The following is a 14,061-nucleotide window of genomic DNA, read 5'->3' as shown; positions in this document are numbered from 1 at the left end:
CAATCGGCGGAACTGCGCAACGAAAAGCGCCCCCGGCCGGAACCGGGGGCGCGAAGTTCAGCCGATCGCTGGCTCAGCCGCGGCCCTTGAGCGCGGCGCCCAGGATGTCGCCCAGCGAGGCGCCCGAATCCGAGCTGCCATACTGTTCCACGGCTTCCTTTTCCTCGGCGATCTCGCGCGCCTTGATCGACAGGCCCAGGCGGCGGGTCTTGGTGTCGATGTTGGTCACGCGGACGTCGACATGGTCGCCGACCTGGAAGCGCTCGGGGCGCTGGTCCTGGCGGTCGCGGGCCAGGTCGGAACGGCGGATGAAGCTCTTCATGCCGTTGTATTCGACCTCGATGCCGCCATCCTCGATCGCCGTCACGGTGACGGTGATGACCGAGCCGCGCTTGACGCCCTCGACGGCCTCGGCCATCGCGTCGTTTTCAAGCGCCTTGATCGACAGCGAGATGCGCTCCTTGTCGATGTCGACTTCCTGGACGACGGCTTTCACCACATCGCCCTTGCGGAAGTCCTGGATGGCTTCCTCGCCGCGGGTATCCCAGCTGATGTCCGACAGGTGGACCATGCCGTCGATGTCGCCTTCCAGGCCGACGAACAGACCGAATTCGGTGATGTTCTTGACTTCGCCCTCGATGACGGTGCCGACGGGATGGGTCTCGGCAAAGACTTCCCACGGGTTGCGCATGGTCTGTTTCAGACCCAGCGACACGCGGCGCTTGGCCTCGTCGATCTCCAGCACCATGACGTCGACTTCCTGCGAGGTCGAGACGATCTTGCCGGGGTGGACGTTCTTCTTGGTCCAGCTCATTTCCGAGACGTGGACCAGGCCCTCGACGCCGGCTTCCAGCTCCACGAAGGCGCCGTAGTCGGTGATGTTGGTCACGCGGCCGGTATGGACCGAGCCGATCGGGAACTTGTCGGCCACGGTATCCCACGGATCGGCCTGAAGCTGCTTCATGCCCAGGCTGATGCGGTGGGTGTCCTTGTTGATCTTGACGACCTGGACCTTGACGGTCTCGCCGATCGACAGGATCTCGGACGGGTGGTTGACGCGGCGCCAGGCCATGTCGGTGACGTGCAGCAGGCCGTCAACACCGCCCAGATCGACGAAGGCGCCGTATTCGGTGATGTTCTTGACCACGCCCTCGACGGTCTGGCCTTCCGACAGGTTGGCGATGACCTCGGCGCGCTGCTCGGCGCGGCTCTCTTCCAGGATGGCGCGGCGCGACACGACGATATTGCCGCGGCGGCGATCCATCTTGAGGATCTGGAAGGGCTGCTTCAGGCCCATCAGCGGGCCGGCGTCGCGCACGGGGCGCACATCGACCTGCGAACCGGGCAGGAAGGCCACGGCGCCGCCCAGGTCGACGGTGAAGCCGCCCTTGACGCGGCCGAAGATGGCGCCTTCGACGCGCTCTTCCGCGGCATAGGCTTTCTCCAGGCGGTCCCAGGCCTCTTCGCGGCGGGCTTTCTCGCGCGAGATCGAGGCTTCGCCGCGGGCGTTCTCGACGCGGTCGAGATAGACCTCGACCTCATCGCCGACCGCGATGGCGGGGGCTTCGCCGGGGTTGGCGAATTCTTTCAGATCGACGCGGCCTTCCATCTTGTAGCCGACGTCGATGATGGCCTGGCCCGCCTCGATGGCGATGACCTTGCCCTTGACGACCGAGCCCTCTTCGGGCGTGTCGATGGCGAGGCTTTCGTTCAGGAGGGCCTCGAATTCCTCCATGGTCGCTTTAGCGCACATATAGATCCAGTTTCCTTTTCGATCATTGCTGGCCATGCGGTTGGCTCCGCCGGTCTCTTTGTAGATGCCGGGATAAGCGCAAAGGGTCGCGGCATGCGCCCGACCCTGTTGAAGCGGCCTGTTCTGGCCCCATCGCTTACCTTGACGGGCGGGATATAGCGCTCATCGGCCGTCCTGGCAAGCGCCGAGGCCCGGCAGATGCAAGCAAATCTCGCGCCCGAGCAGCGCCAGCAGGTCTGCGGCGGGCATGGGCCGGGCGCGCGGCGCCTGGGTTCCCGCCCATTGCGCCGCGTAGTCCGAACCCCCCGCCGCCGCATGCAGCCGCTTGGCCGCGTCGTAGGTGATGGGGTAATCCGGCAGCGGCGGGGCCTCGGGTGCCTCGCCAAGCGCGGTCAGCCGGTTGGCAAGCCCGCGCGCCGGACGGCCCGAGATGGCGCGGGTCATCACCGCATCGCCCGGCTGCGCCGCGGCCAGCCGGCTGCGATAGGCCTCATTGGCCGCCGATTCCGGGCAGGCGACGAAGGCGGTGCCCATCTGCACCGCCGCCGCCCCGGCGGCAAGGTGGCGCGCCGCATCGGCGCCGTCCATGATGCCCCCGGCCGCGATCACCGGCAGGCCCAGGTCCAGCAGCTCGGCCAGCAGCGCCGCGGTCGGCAGGCATTCGTCGGGGCCGTCGGGGTCGAAGATGCCGCGATGGCCGCCGGCCTCGTGGCCCTGGGCCACGATCAGGTCCAGCCCCGCGCCGCGGATGGCCAGCGCCTCGGCCCGCGAGGTCGCGGTCGCGGCCAGGGCCGCGCCCATGTCGTGCAGCGCGGCGATGTGTCCGGCGGGCGGCAGGCCGAAGTGAAAGCTGACCAGCGCCGGCCGCGCCGCCAGCACCGCGCGCAGCATGTCGTCATCGGCGACGAAGCTGCGATAGACCTCTGTGATACGGGCCGGAGGCTCGACCCCGGCGCGGCGGAACTCGGGCGCCAGATAGTCGAGCCAGGCCTTTTCCCGTGCGGCATCGGCCTGGGCGGGACGGTGGCAGAACAGGTTGACGCCATAGCGGTCCGAGCCCAGCCGCGCCCGCGTCTCGGCCATCATCGCGGCGGCCTGCGCGGCATTGGCGGCGCCCAGCCCCAGCGAGCCGAGCCCCCCGGCCAGGCTGACCTCGGCGGCAAGATGCGGCGTGGCGGTGCCGGCCATCGGCGCCTGGATCACCGGCACGCGCAGGTCGGTCAGCTGGAAACGCGGGCTCATGCGCCGGCCTCCCTGGCGCAGGCGATGGCGCGGGCCACGGCCTCGTCGATGGTCATTTCGCTGGTATCCAGCAGCAGCGCGTCATCGGCCGGCCGCATCGGCGCCACGGCGCGGGCGGCGTCGCGGGCGTCGCGCTCGCGCAGCTCGGCCAGGATCCGGGCCTCGTCGGCGCCCAGTTCCAGCGCACGGCGGCGGGCGCGGATCTCGTCGCTGGCGGTGATGTAGAGCTTCAGCTCGGCCTCGGGGCAGATCACCGTGCCGATGTCGCGCCCGTCCAGCACCGCGCCGGGCTGGCTGCGGGCGAAGCGGCGCTGGAACTCGACCAGCGCGGCGCGCACCTCGGGGATCGCGGCGACGCGGCTGGCGGCCTGTCCCGCCTCGGCGCTGCGCAGGTCGGGGCGGGCTAGATCCTCGGGGGCCAGCCCGCGGGCCGCGGCGATCGGATCGCCGCCCTTGGCGCCCACGGCGCGATAAAGCAGGCCGGTGTCGAGATGGGCAAAGCCGAAATGCCGGGCAAGCGCCCGCGCGATGGTGCCCTTGCCCGATGCGGCGGGTCCGTCGATGGCGATGGTGAAGGGCATGGGGCCTCGGGCTTTGGGGGGAGGGGCGCCCCCGGCATCGCCCGCATCGGGCCATGTGCCGGCCGGCCCGTCTTGGATCCGGGCCGCGACCTTGCAAGGGCCGCCAGGGCATCCGCCGGACGACCGCCCGTCCGCGTCTGGATCGTGCCGCCGGCTGCAGGCGTTGCACCCGGCGCCGTCCTGCGTTGCCTGCTGTCCGCGGCTTTGTCAATATCCGGGCCCGGCAAGGGCGTTGCCGGTCCAGCCCCCGCGCCGCGGCTCGCGCGGATCCCGGCCATGGCGACGGCTGGGCTGGGCGGGACATTTCCTCTGCCAGGCCCCGCAGCATCCGGCGGCAGGCGTCAAGCTCTGCGACCGGGATGAACGCGTCCGCGCGGTGCGCGCGGGCGATGCTGCCGGGCCCGCAGATGATCGCAGGGATGCCGGCCGCGTGGAACAGCCCCGCCTTGGTCCCGTAGCTGACCGAGCCCAGCGGCTCCTGCCCGGTCAGCCGCGCCAGCAGGCGGGACGGGTCGTCGCCTTGGGGCGGCGGCAGGGCAGGATAGCTGGAAAGCTCGGCAGAGCGGCACCGGCTTGAACGCGCCCTGGCCGGGTCGCTGCCGATGGCGGTGATCGCGCCGGAGGGGACGATGACGGGCTTTGCGCGGCTGGTGACGGATTACGCCGTCTTCGCCTATCTGCGCGACGTCTTCGTGCTGCCCGACCACCGCGGCCGCGGGCGGGCCGGCTGGCTGGCGCGGGCGATCCGCACCCACCCCGGGCTTGCCGGGGTCCAGACCTGGATGCTGGCCACGCGCGACGCCCATGCGGTCCATGAAAGGGCCGGATTCCGCCCGGTGCCGCATCCCGAATGCTACATGTCGGTGCCGAAACCATAACCCATGGCCATGCATGCCATGCCAGATCGAATTGACCCGGCCTGCCTTTGCCGTGGCAGGCTGCCGCGAAACGGCAAAAGGAAGCGGGCAATGGGCTATCGCATCGTGGTGGATGTCGGCGGCGGCGCGGGCGGCGGGCATCGTCCTGGCCTTCCTGCATGCCTGCCGCAACCCCGAAAACGAGAGCGCCGTCGCCGCCATGCTTGCCGAGACGGCGCCCGAGATGCCCGTCGCCCCCTCATCGGGCACCTGGCCGGTGGTCCGCGGGTATGAGCGCACGATAACGGCGGTGATCTCGGGCTATGTGGAGCCGCGCGTGGCGCATTGCCTCGACCGCTTCGAGGCGGCGCTGGCCGGCAAGGGCGTTGCCGTTCCCGCCCATATTACCAAGTCGAACGGCGGCGTCAGGGGCATCGGCCAGGCGCGGGTCGAGCCCGTGCAGATGATCCTGTCGGGCACCGCCTCGGGGGTGATCGGCGCGGGCTGGCTGGGGAATGCGGCCTTCCGCGCGTCCCCAGCCTCGACATCGGCGACACCTCGGCGGATGTGGCGGTGATCTGGGACGGCCAGCCGCAATATGGCACGGGCGAACTGATCGGCGACTTCCAGCTCCATATCCCCTCGGTCGCGGTCAACTCAGTCGCCTCGGTTGATGCGCTGGGCGTGTTGCGGGCCGGAAAGCGCCGGCTCGACCTCCGACCCGGCCTGCTATGGGCGCGGCGGGACGCGGCCCACCATCACCGACGCGATGGCGGCGCAGAACCTGATCGGCCATGGCGACCTGGGCTATGGCGCGGTGACGGTGGATCATGCGGCCGCCCGCGCGGCGATCCAGCCGCTGGCCGAGCGGTTGGGCGCCCCGGTCGAGGAGGTCGCCGGCCATATCGTCGATATTTCCGTGTCGTCCATGTATGCCGAGGTCTCGCGCTTCGGCATCGACCCGCCCGCGCTCCACCTGTTCGCCCTTGTCGGTGCGGGGGGAATGCTGGCCTGCTATCTCGCGCGCGAGTTGGACATGAAGGCCGAGATCTTCCGCCGCTTCGGTTCAAGACCTTCCTGGACGGGGTCGGGCAGATCCTGGACCAGGCGCGAGGCGCAGGTCCGCCGCATCCTGGCGACTATCCCCGATGGCGACTATTTCTTTGCCGATTGAGCCGACGAGGACGCGCCCGACGGCCTGCCGGCCCGCATCGCCCTGACCCTGCGCATCCGCGGGGATGGGGTCGAGCTGGACTATACCGGCTCGGACCCGCAGCTTGGCTCGTCGCTGAACATGCCGACCGGCGGGCGGGAACGGCATCCGCTGGTCATGGCCGGGTTGACCCATGTGCTTTACACGCTGGACAATTCGCTGTGGCTGAACGCCGACACGCTGCGATCTCCACGGGCAGCGGCGCGGCGGGCTTCGGGCTGGAAGCGACACGGAAATTCGTCGGGAACGGCGTCCGCGTGGTCGTGGCCGACATCCAGGACGAGGCCGGCCGCGCCATCAAGGCTGAACTGCGCGGTAAGGTCCGCTTCATCCGCTGCGGCATGCGCCGCGAGGCCGGCATGCAGGCCGTCGTCGATCTGGCGGTGCCGAAATTAGTTTGACGTGATGTATCACAACCCCGGCACCGTCGGCAGCGCCAAGGGCGTGGACGAGATTTCCGTCCAGGTATGGAACGCGGCGATGGAGGTGCTGCAAACCGCGACCATGCTGGCGATCAAGGTGGCCGCCCCGGCGCTGAAGGCGCGCGGCAAGGGCGCGATCATCCTGACCTCGGCGGCTGTGGGGGTGCGCCTATACCATCGCCAAGGCCTCGGTCTGCCAGATCGGCCGCCATGCGGCGCGGATGGCCGGGAGGCCAGGGCACGCGGGTCAACGTGATCGTGCCGGGCGCCGTCAAGCCGGCGCTGCGGGAAAAGCACCAGCTGGGGCAGGGCATGCTGCAGGCCGGCAATTTGCCAGGATGCAGCCGCTGCCGATGACCGGCCATCCGCGCTGCATCGTCGACGCGGCGCTGGTCCTGGCCTCCGGCATGTCGGACTTTGTCCGCGGCGTGGTGCGGCCGGTCGATGGCGGGTTGACGCTGCACCGCAATTCCCGTTCCTCGGCCGAGGGCTGAATGCGGCCGGCCCGCCGCCGCCGCTGGGGTCAGATGGCGGTCAGATGGCGGTATAGCCGCCATCGACCACCAGTTCCGCGCCGGTCATATAGGCGGAATCGTCGCTGGCCAGGAACAGGACGACCTTGGCCACGTCCTCGGGCGCGCCGGGGCGGCCAAGGGGAATCCTGGCCAGGACCGCCTCGACCACGGCGGGATCGTCGAAAAGATACTCGGATTGCGGCGTGCGGATCAGGCCGGGATGGACCGAGTTCACCCGGATGCCGCGCGCCGCGAAATCCACCGCGGCACATTTCGACAGCAGCCGGTTGGCGCCCTTCGAGGCGCCATAGCCGGGATGCAGGTTCGGAAAGCAGACCAGCCCGGCGATGGATGAGAAATTGACGATGGAACTGCCCGGCTTCATATGCGGCGTCACCGCCTTGATGCCCAGGAACTGGCTGTCCATGTTCAGCGCCATCATCCGGTTCAGCCCCTCCAGCGTGGCCTCTTCCCAGCTGATCGGCTCGCCCGGCAGGCCGGCATTGTTCACCAGGACGTCGATGCCGCCCCACAGCGCCAGCGCCTTTTCGACCGCCGCCTGCCATTGATCGGGCCGGGTCGCGTCCAGCACCTGGCCCTGCGCCTCGCCGCCCCGGTCGCGGATGCCGGCGGCCACCGTTTCGGCGGCATCGCCGCGAATGTCGGTGACAAGGACATTCGCCCCCTCGTCGGCCAGAAGCCGGGCCGAGGCCGCGCCCATGCCGCTGCCGGCGCCGGTGATCAGGACCGTCTTGCCCTTTACCCTGTCCATTCCCCTCTCCTTTCCGTGTCGGCTGCTGTTGCGCCAGCAAAGCGCCGCAAGCGCGGCCGCTCAACACGGCATGCCAATGGATAGGGAAAGCCTATGGATGGCATAGGCCGTTTCCGTGCTACAGGACGGCCCTTTGCGCGCCATAGGCCGGGCACCGCTAGCCCGGCCGCGCCCAGGCCCTAGACTGCCCTTCGAGGGAGAAGGGGAAGGCCGGATGGGCAGCTATGACTACATCGTGATTGGCTCTGGTTCGTCTGGGAGCGTGGTTGCGAGCCGTCTGTCGGAGGATGGTCGCAATCAGGTTCTGCTGCTGGAGGCTGGGGGCCATGCCGACCGCTTCTGGGTTCATGCGCCGGCCGGGATGGGGCGGCTGTTCCTGGAAAAGGCGATCAACTGGGCCTATTTCACCGAGCCGGGCGCCGAGATCAACGGCCGCAGCATCTACTGGCCGCGCGGCAAGACCGAAGGCGGCACCGGCGCCGTCAACGGCATGGTCTACATGCGCGGCCACCCGCTGGACTTCGACCGCTGGGCCGCGCTGGGCGCCGAGGGCTGGGGCTGGGACGAGGTGCTGCCCTATTTCATCAAGTCCGAATCGAACAGCCGCGGCGCCAGCGCGTTCCACGGCGGCGACGGCCCGCTGCGGGTCAGCGACCCGCGCCAGAAGCACCCCACGATCGAGGACTACCTGCGCGCTGCCGAGAGTGCCGGCGTCCCGCGCGTCGGCGACCTGAACGCCCCGCCCCATGAGGGCGCGGATTTCCACCAGCACACCATCCGCGACGGCCGGCGCGAGACCAGCTAGGGCGTGTTGACAAAAGGGATTCACCGGGCGCGGTGATCGTGATTCAAGCTGGTATCTGCAATGGAGACCAGCGTGGCACGAAACCTGATGTCGAACGACGAGTGGGCGTTCTTTGAACGCTTCATCCTGGCTGTCCGTTCTCCGAACGGCCGCAAGCCCACGAACCATCGGCTTGTTCTGGATGGGATTTTCTGGATCGCCCGAACGGGGTCGCCCTGGCGCGACCTGCCGGAAGAGTTCGGCAAATGGTCGTCTGTCTATCGGCAGTTCCGGCGCTGGACGTTGGCGGGGCTGTGGGAACAGATCCTGGAGGCGCTGAACGAGAGCCGGATCGTGCCGGATGCGCTGCAGATGATCGACAGCACCGTGGTTCGCGCTCATCATCAGGCAGCGGGCGCAAAAGGGGGACTCCGCGCCAAGGTTTCGGCCGCTCGCGAGGTGGCTTCACGACCAAGATCCATCTGCGGGTCAATGCGGCAGGCCTGCCCATGAGAACCGAGATCACGGCCGGGCAGACATCGGACTACCTCGGCTTCGATCTGGTCATGGCTGACAACCTGCCCGAGCCAAGCGTTCTGCTCGCAGACCGCGGCTACGACTCCGACAACATCCGCAAGACCATGGAGGTGCGCGACGTGGTGCCGGTCATCCCCATGCGCAAAACCCGGAAGCTACGGGTCGCCGTTGACCGCAGGCTCTACCGCCTGCGCAATCTCGTTGAGCGGTGCTTCAACAAGCTCAAGAATGCCCGTCGCGTCGCCACCCGCTACGACAAGACCGCCGAAAGCTTCCTGGGCTTCATCGACATCACGTCGATCCGCCTCTGGCTCCGCCATTTGTCAACATGACCTAGTCCGCGGCGCTGAACAGCCCGTCCGCGGACCGCCGCGCCGTCTCGGCCGCCTTGCGGGCCAGCGTCTCGACGGTTTCGGGCAGGGCAAAGCGCTCGGGCGTGATCTTGACCGCCTCGCCCAGGGCGGCCTTGCGGTGAAGCAGGTCGCGGACCTTCTGCAAGGGGATGCTGGTCTGGACCGACAGTTCGCGGGCGCTGGGGATCTGGAAGCCGGCATCTTCCAGGATCGGCCAGATCAGCGACCAGCTTTGCTTGTCCTGCGGGTTTGCCGTGGAATCGAAGCCGGCCAGCCGCAATTGCGAGCCGACCAGTTCCAGCCCCCAGCCCGCGGCGCATTGCCGAACCAGGTCGGCAAAGACCTCGGCCTCCTGTCCGGGCGCGATTTCCTTGTGCAGCCGGCTCAGCTCGATCCCGCTGGCATCCTGCCGGGCGGCGTGAAAGCGCGCCACCGCCTCGGCGGCGCGCAGGCCCAGCCGCTCGGCGCGCATGAAGGAAAAGGCGGTGGGGATGCGCGTCCTGGTCAGCGGCGCCCCCTGGGGCAGCAGCTCCAGCGCCTGCGGCAGCGGCATGGTGTGGATGCGGGCGAACCAGTCCATCGGCACCCCGTCCGGCAGGCCGTCCAGAAGCGCCAGCAAGCCCGCCCGCCGGTCGCGGCCGTCCAGCGCCTGCAAAACCGCGCTCCGCCGGCTGCGGCGAGAGGGCGGAAAGGGATTGACCACGAAGCCGCCGCCGATGGTCCGGCTGGCCGATTGGTCGCGGATGATCAGCCGGTCGCCATGCGCGGCATGGACCGGGCGATCCAGCCGCAGCTGTGCCAGCGCCTCCTGCCCGGCCTCGATGGCGCCGCCGCGGCGCAGCGCCAGCCGGGCCGGGATGTCGGCGGCGCCGATATGCAGATGCAGCGGCGTCCAATGCGCCAGGGCCCGCGCCTCGCCCCGCAGAACCCGGATGCGCACGTCGATGCGGTCGGTCACGTGATCGGCCTCGGGGTGGACCAGCCAATCGCCACGCGCCACCGAGGCATGGTCGAGATTGGCCAGGTTGATCGCGCAGCGCTCGCCCGCGCGGACCAGCTCGACCGGCTGGCCGTGGCGCTGCAGCTTGCGCACCCGGCCGCGGATGCCGGCGGGGCTGACCAGCAGGCTGTCGCCGATCCGCACCTCTCCCGCCAGCAGGGTGCCGCGCAGGACCGTGCCGCTGCCGGCGGCGACGAAGACGCGGTCCACGACAAAGCGCGGCCAGGCGCCATCCGGCCTTCCCGGCGGGCTTTCCAGGGCTGCGACCTCGGCCAGCCGATGCCGCAGCGCCCCGATCCCCGCGCCGGTCGTTGCCGAGACGGCGATCTGCGGAAAGGGCGGGAAGCCCGCGCTTTCCAGCAGCTCGTCGACCTCGGCGCGGACCTGCGCGATCCTGTCGGGGCCGGCCCGGTCGCATTTGGTGATGACCACCGTGCCGTCGCGCAGCCCGAGCAGGCCGAGGATATGCAGATGCTCGCGGGTCTGCGGCATCACCCCGTCGTCGGCCGCCACCACCAGCAGGGCATGGCCCACCGCATAGACCCCGCCCAGCATGTTGCGGATAAAGCGCTCGTGCCCCGGCACGTCGATGAAGCTCAGCATGCGGCCACAGTCCAGCGGCAGATGGGCAAAGCCGACCTCGATCGAGATGCCCCGGGCCTTTTCCTCTTTCAGCCGATCGGTCTCCATCCCGGTCAAGGCACGGACCAGCGTGGTCTTGCCGTGGTCGATATGGCCGGCCGTGGCGACGATCATGGCCGCCCCGCCACGGGCCGGGCCCGATGCGGCAGGCCGTTGCGCAGAAAGATGGCGCTGCGGGAAACCATGGCACGCTCCATTGTTGTCGATGATCCGGCTTGCGTCCGGCCCCGGCGGGCCGCGCGGGCCACGGGGGCATCGCGGTCACCCCTGGCCCATCCGGCACGGGGACCGCGCCCCCAGGGCTATTGCTTCAGCGCGTCCAGCACGGATTGCGCGTCCAGCCCGGCCTTGGTCATGTCCTGCGCCCAGGCGGCGACCACGCCCTCGAATTTCTCCTCGAACTGGACGATCTGCTCGGGGGTCAGCTCGACGACGCTATGGCCGTTCTCGGCCACGATCCGGTCGCGGATCACCAGGGTTTCGCGATCCTCGTAGCTGCAAAGCTGGTCCTGCGCCTTCAGCCCGGCCTCGGCCACGATCTGCCGCACGTCCTCGGGCAGCTTGTTCCAGCTGGCCTCGCTGATGGCGAAGCCGACCAGGTTGCCGCCGAAGCGCGGGCCGTGGACCGAGTATTTCAGCAGGTTCTCCAGGTCGAAGTCGGGCAGGCTGACATAGGGATAGAACGTCCCGTCGATGGTCCCGCGGCTGAGCGAATCGTAAAGCTCGCCCACCGGGGCCTGGATCGGCACGGCGCCCAGCTGGCTGGCGGTCTTGCCGACGGCATTGCCGTTCGCGCGGATCTTAAGCCCCTTGATCGCCTCGATCCCCTCGGGCCGGATCCTGGTGGTCATCAGCACGTTGGGCGGGATCACGTTGGCGAAAAGCACGCGCATGCCCTGCGCCTTGTATTCGCTGTCGCCCAGAAGGCCGCCGGGCTTCACGATGTCCCAGACCATATGCGTGCCTTCGCAGGACGAATCGTAAAGCCCCGGCAGCTCGCCCGCGGTCGAGAGCGGCAGCTTGTCGGGGGAATATTGCGGGACGAAGAAGGCGATGTCGGCGATGCCCGAGGACAGCACCGACAGCATGTCCTTGCCCAGCTGGCCCGCCGGATAGACCTCGAAGCGGACGCGGCCGCCGGTCCTGGCGGTGATCTCGTCCGTCATGACCTGGCCGCCCTGCTTCCAGATATAGACATCCGCCGGCAGCAGATGCGCGACCTTCAGCGTGATCGTGTCCTCCGCCATCGCGGGCCCGGCCAGCAGCGCCAGCGCCGCGGCGGGACCGGCGAGGCGGCTGCCCTGTCGGAACACGGCTTTCCATGAAATCATGATGTCCTCCCTGATCTGTCTTCGCCGGCCGGGGCCTGGCGATCGGGCGTCTCCTCCACCCGGACGCAGGGATGATGCGGCAATTTCCAGCGCGCACCTACGACGAAAGCACCTGCATAGGCACCGCCTATGATCGACATCGGGCCGCGCCGGTATTCCCCGCCACCGCCAGGCCGCTAGGCTTGCGGGGAACCGGGCCATGACGAGGGGAGGGGCGGCAATGGATCTGGACATCAAGGGGTTGCGCGTCGTCGTCACCGGGGGCGCCATGGGGCTGGGCGCGGAAATCGTGCGCCGTTTCCTGGCAGAAGGCGCGCGCGTCCATGCCTGCGACATCGACGAGGCGGCGCTTGGCCGGCTTGGCCGGCAGGACGGGCTCTCGCTGGGCGCCTGCGACGTGGCCGACCCGCAATCGGTCGAGCGGATGCTGGCCGCGGCGGTGCAGGCCATGGGCGGGCTCGACTGTCTCGTCAACAATGCCGCCGTCTCGGGGCCGCTGGCCCCGGTCGAGGAAACCGAGATCGCGGCCTGGGAACATTGCCTGCGGGTCTGCCTGTTCGGGCAGTATTACTGCTGCCGCTTTGCCGTGCCGCATCTTCGGCGCTCGGCGAACGGCTCGATCGTCAACCTGTCCTCGGCGGCGGGGAAGTTCGGCTTTACCAACCGCTCGGCCTATGCCGCGGCGAAATCGGGCATCCTGGGCCTGACCCGCACGCTCTCGCGCGAGCTGGGGCCGGCGGGGGTCCGCTGCAACGCGGTGCTGCCCGGCATCGTCGACGGCGACCGGCTGCAGCGCGTGCTGGCGGCGAATGCCCAGGCGCAGGGCCGCAGCCCCGAGGCGGTGGCGCAGGATTGGCTGGCCCATGCCTCGATCAAAAGGATGTTGAAGGCCGGGGAGGTGGCTGACATGATCGCTTATCTGGCCTCGCCGCGGGGGCGCTCGATCTCGGGGCAGGCGATCAGCATCGACGGCGACCTGCAAATGCTCGCCTGACCGTTGCGGGCGGAGGAGGCGCGGCATGTCCCGACCAGCCATACCGGCGCTTGCCGGACATGCCCGGCCATGACGGCCGTGGACAACAAGCCGCCGCGGCTGGAGCTGCGGCAGCTGCGCTACGTGGCCATGGTGGCGGAATGCGGCAGCATCACCCGCGCCGCCGCCCGGCTGGGCATCGCCCAGCCCTCGCTGTCCGAGGCGCTGTCCCGGCTTGAACAGGATCTCGACACCGCGCTGCTGGTGCGCGGCAAGCATGGCGTGATCCTGACCGAGGCCGGCGCCACCCTGGCCGAGACCGGGCGGCAGGTGCTGGACACCATCGACACCGCGCTGGAGCAGGTCCAGAAGCTGGGCCACCAGAGCCGGCGCGAGATCGCGGTCGGCCTGCCGATGACGCTGACCGGGCTGATGGCGGTGCCGCTGGCCGACAGCATCGCCCACGAGCATCCCGACATCCGCGTGCAGATCACCGAGGCGACCACCACGGTCCTGCTGGAGCAGCTGGCCAGCGGCGCGCTGGACCTTGCGGTCTGCTATGGCGGGGCGGATTTCGACGCCTTCGCCGCGCAGCCGATCTTCGAGGAAGAGCTGTTCCTGGTCGCCGCCTCGGACAACTGGAGCGAAAGCCCGGTCATCGACGGCCTGGCGCAGAAGGCCATCGCCTTCCAGCGCCTGGCGGATCTGCCGCTGGTCCTGCCGGCAAAGCAGAACCCGATGCGGCTGATGCTGGATCGCCTGGCCAAGGCGCATAAATGCGAACTGAAGCCGCTGCTGGAGCTGGATTCGCTGCTGAGCCTGGTGACATTCGCCAGCCGGGCCAGCGCGCATATCGTCCTGTCCCATGCCGCGGTGGTCAAGGAGGTGGCGAACGGAACGCTGGTGCTGGTCCCCTTCCGCGAACCGGCACCGACCCATACCGCCTATCTGCTGCGCCGGCGCGACCGGCCGGTTTCCTCGGCCAGCCTGCTGGTCGAGCGGATGATCCTGTCGGTGCTGGCCGAGATGATCGCCCGCTATCGCCTGAAGGCGCGGCTGCTGAAACCGGCCGGCGACTGAGGCGCG

The 14,061-nt window shown here is 69.3% G+C and carries 14 protein-coding genes and 1 pseudogene; 9 read left to right on the top strand and 6 right to left on the bottom strand.

Going from position 1 to position 14,061, the window contains the following annotated elements; all coding sequences use genetic code 11:
• Positions 1-73 precede the first annotated feature (73 nt).
• The 3 genes from rpsA to E3U26_RS23510 form a co-directional block, all read right to left on the bottom strand.
• Complete coding sequence (gene rpsA, locus E3U26_RS23520; protein WP_036756438.1) at positions 74-1,753, bottom strand: 30S ribosomal protein S1; 1,680 nt, start codon at positions 1,751-1,753, stop codon at positions 74-76.
• A gap of 162 nt (positions 1,754-1,915) precedes the next feature.
• The gene (locus tag E3U26_RS23515) at positions 1,916-2,995 is read right to left on the bottom strand and encodes an NAD(P)H-dependent flavin oxidoreductase (RefSeq protein WP_499106874.1); all 1,080 of its coding nucleotides are present in this window, start codon (positions 2,993-2,995) and stop codon (positions 1,916-1,918) included.
• A complete protein-coding gene (locus E3U26_RS23510; RefSeq protein ID WP_499106873.1) occupies positions 2,992-3,576 on the bottom strand; it encodes a (d)CMP kinase in 585 nt (194 codons plus the stop codon). The genes E3U26_RS23515 and E3U26_RS23510 overlap by 4 nt, the downstream gene beginning before the upstream one ends.
• A gap of 629 nt (positions 3,577-4,205) precedes the next feature.
• On the opposite strand from E3U26_RS23510, the gene E3U26_RS23505 reads away from it, so the two are divergent.
• The 5 genes and pseudogenes from E3U26_RS23505 (at position 4,206) to E3U26_RS23485 (ending at position 6,562) form a co-directional block, all read left to right on the top strand.
• Positions 4,206-4,454 carry a GNAT family N-acetyltransferase gene (locus E3U26_RS23505; protein WP_499106872.1) on the top strand — a complete coding sequence of 83 codons (249 nt, stop codon included), beginning with the start codon at positions 4,206-4,208 and terminating at the stop codon, positions 4,452-4,454.
• Between the two features lie 124 nt (positions 4,455-4,578).
• Positions 4,579-5,844: pseudogene (locus tag E3U26_RS23500) on the top strand (hydantoinase/oxoprolinase family protein); the annotation flags it as partial.
• Positions 5,808-6,047 (top strand): Rossmann-fold NAD(P)-binding domain-containing protein, encoded by a 240-nt coding sequence (locus tag E3U26_RS23495; protein ID WP_499107539.1) that lies wholly within the window; start codon positions 5,808-5,810, stop codon positions 6,045-6,047. The pseudogene E3U26_RS23500 and the gene E3U26_RS23495, both read left to right, overlap by 37 nt.
• A 4-nt stretch (positions 6,048-6,051) precedes the next feature.
• Positions 6,052-6,324: a hypothetical protein gene (locus E3U26_RS23490; protein WP_499106871.1), complete on the top strand. Its 273-nt coding sequence runs from the start codon at positions 6,052-6,054 to the stop codon at positions 6,322-6,324.
• Entirely contained in the window at positions 6,290-6,562 is a 273-nt protein-coding gene (locus tag E3U26_RS23485; protein ID WP_499106870.1) for a hypothetical protein, read from the top strand. Before E3U26_RS23490 ends, E3U26_RS23485 begins: the two co-directional genes overlap by 35 nt.
• Before the next feature lie 40 nt (positions 6,563-6,602).
• Here the strand turns inward: E3U26_RS23485 and E3U26_RS23480 are convergent, their stop codons facing one another.
• Positions 6,603-7,355, bottom strand: coding sequence for an SDR family NAD(P)-dependent oxidoreductase (locus E3U26_RS23480; RefSeq protein ID WP_499106868.1), 753 nt, complete (start codon positions 7,353-7,355; stop codon positions 6,603-6,605).
• 214 nt (positions 7,356-7,569) lie between these two features.
• Here E3U26_RS23480 and E3U26_RS23475 point away from each other — a divergent pair, with 214 nt between their 5' ends.
• Together E3U26_RS23475 and E3U26_RS23470 are read left to right on the top strand one after the other, a co-directional pair.
• Positions 7,570-8,160: a GMC family oxidoreductase gene (locus E3U26_RS23475; RefSeq protein ID WP_499106866.1), complete on the top strand. Its 591-nt coding sequence runs from the start codon at positions 7,570-7,572 to the stop codon at positions 8,158-8,160.
• A gap of 60 nt (positions 8,161-8,220) precedes the next feature.
• Positions 8,221-9,008 (top strand): IS5-like element ISPme2 family transposase gene (locus tag E3U26_RS23470; RefSeq protein WP_088238952.1). Its coding sequence is split into 2 segments (ribosomal slippage): positions 8,221-8,557 and positions 8,557-9,008, totalling 789 coding nucleotides; the frame shifts between segments, so codons are not numbered across the junction.
• 1 nt (position 9,009) lies between these two features.
• Here E3U26_RS23470 and selB read toward each other — a convergent pair.
• Complete coding sequence (gene selB, locus E3U26_RS23465; RefSeq protein WP_499106864.1) at positions 9,010-10,785, bottom strand: selenocysteine-specific translation elongation factor; 1,776 nt, start codon at positions 10,783-10,785, stop codon at positions 9,010-9,012.
• 188 nt (positions 10,786-10,973) lie between these two features.
• Positions 10,974-12,002 (bottom strand): TRAP transporter substrate-binding protein, encoded by a 1,029-nt coding sequence (locus E3U26_RS23460; RefSeq protein ID WP_499106862.1) that lies wholly within the window; start codon positions 12,000-12,002, stop codon positions 10,974-10,976.
• Positions 12,003-12,222: 220 nt separating this feature from the next.
• Between E3U26_RS23460 and E3U26_RS23455 the strand changes: the two genes are divergently transcribed.
• Positions 12,223-12,996, top strand: a complete 774-nt coding sequence (locus E3U26_RS23455; protein WP_499106860.1) for an SDR family oxidoreductase — start codon at positions 12,223-12,225, stop codon at positions 12,994-12,996.
• Positions 12,997-13,065: 69 nt separating this feature from the next.
• Positions 13,066-14,055 carry a LysR family transcriptional regulator gene (locus tag E3U26_RS23450; protein WP_499106859.1) on the top strand — a complete coding sequence of 330 codons (990 nt, stop codon included), beginning with the start codon at positions 13,066-13,068 and terminating at the stop codon, positions 14,053-14,055.
• The last annotated feature ends 6 nt before the right edge of the window (positions 14,056-14,061 follow it).

The sequence above is a fragment of the Paracoccus ferrooxidans genome (genome assembly GCF_029909815.1).
GTDB classification, from domain to species: domain Bacteria; phylum Pseudomonadota; class Alphaproteobacteria; order Rhodobacterales; family Rhodobacteraceae; genus Paracoccus; species Paracoccus versutus.
The sequence above is the reverse complement of the archived record's forward strand: the minus strand, read 5'-3'. Positions and strand labels throughout refer to the sequence as shown.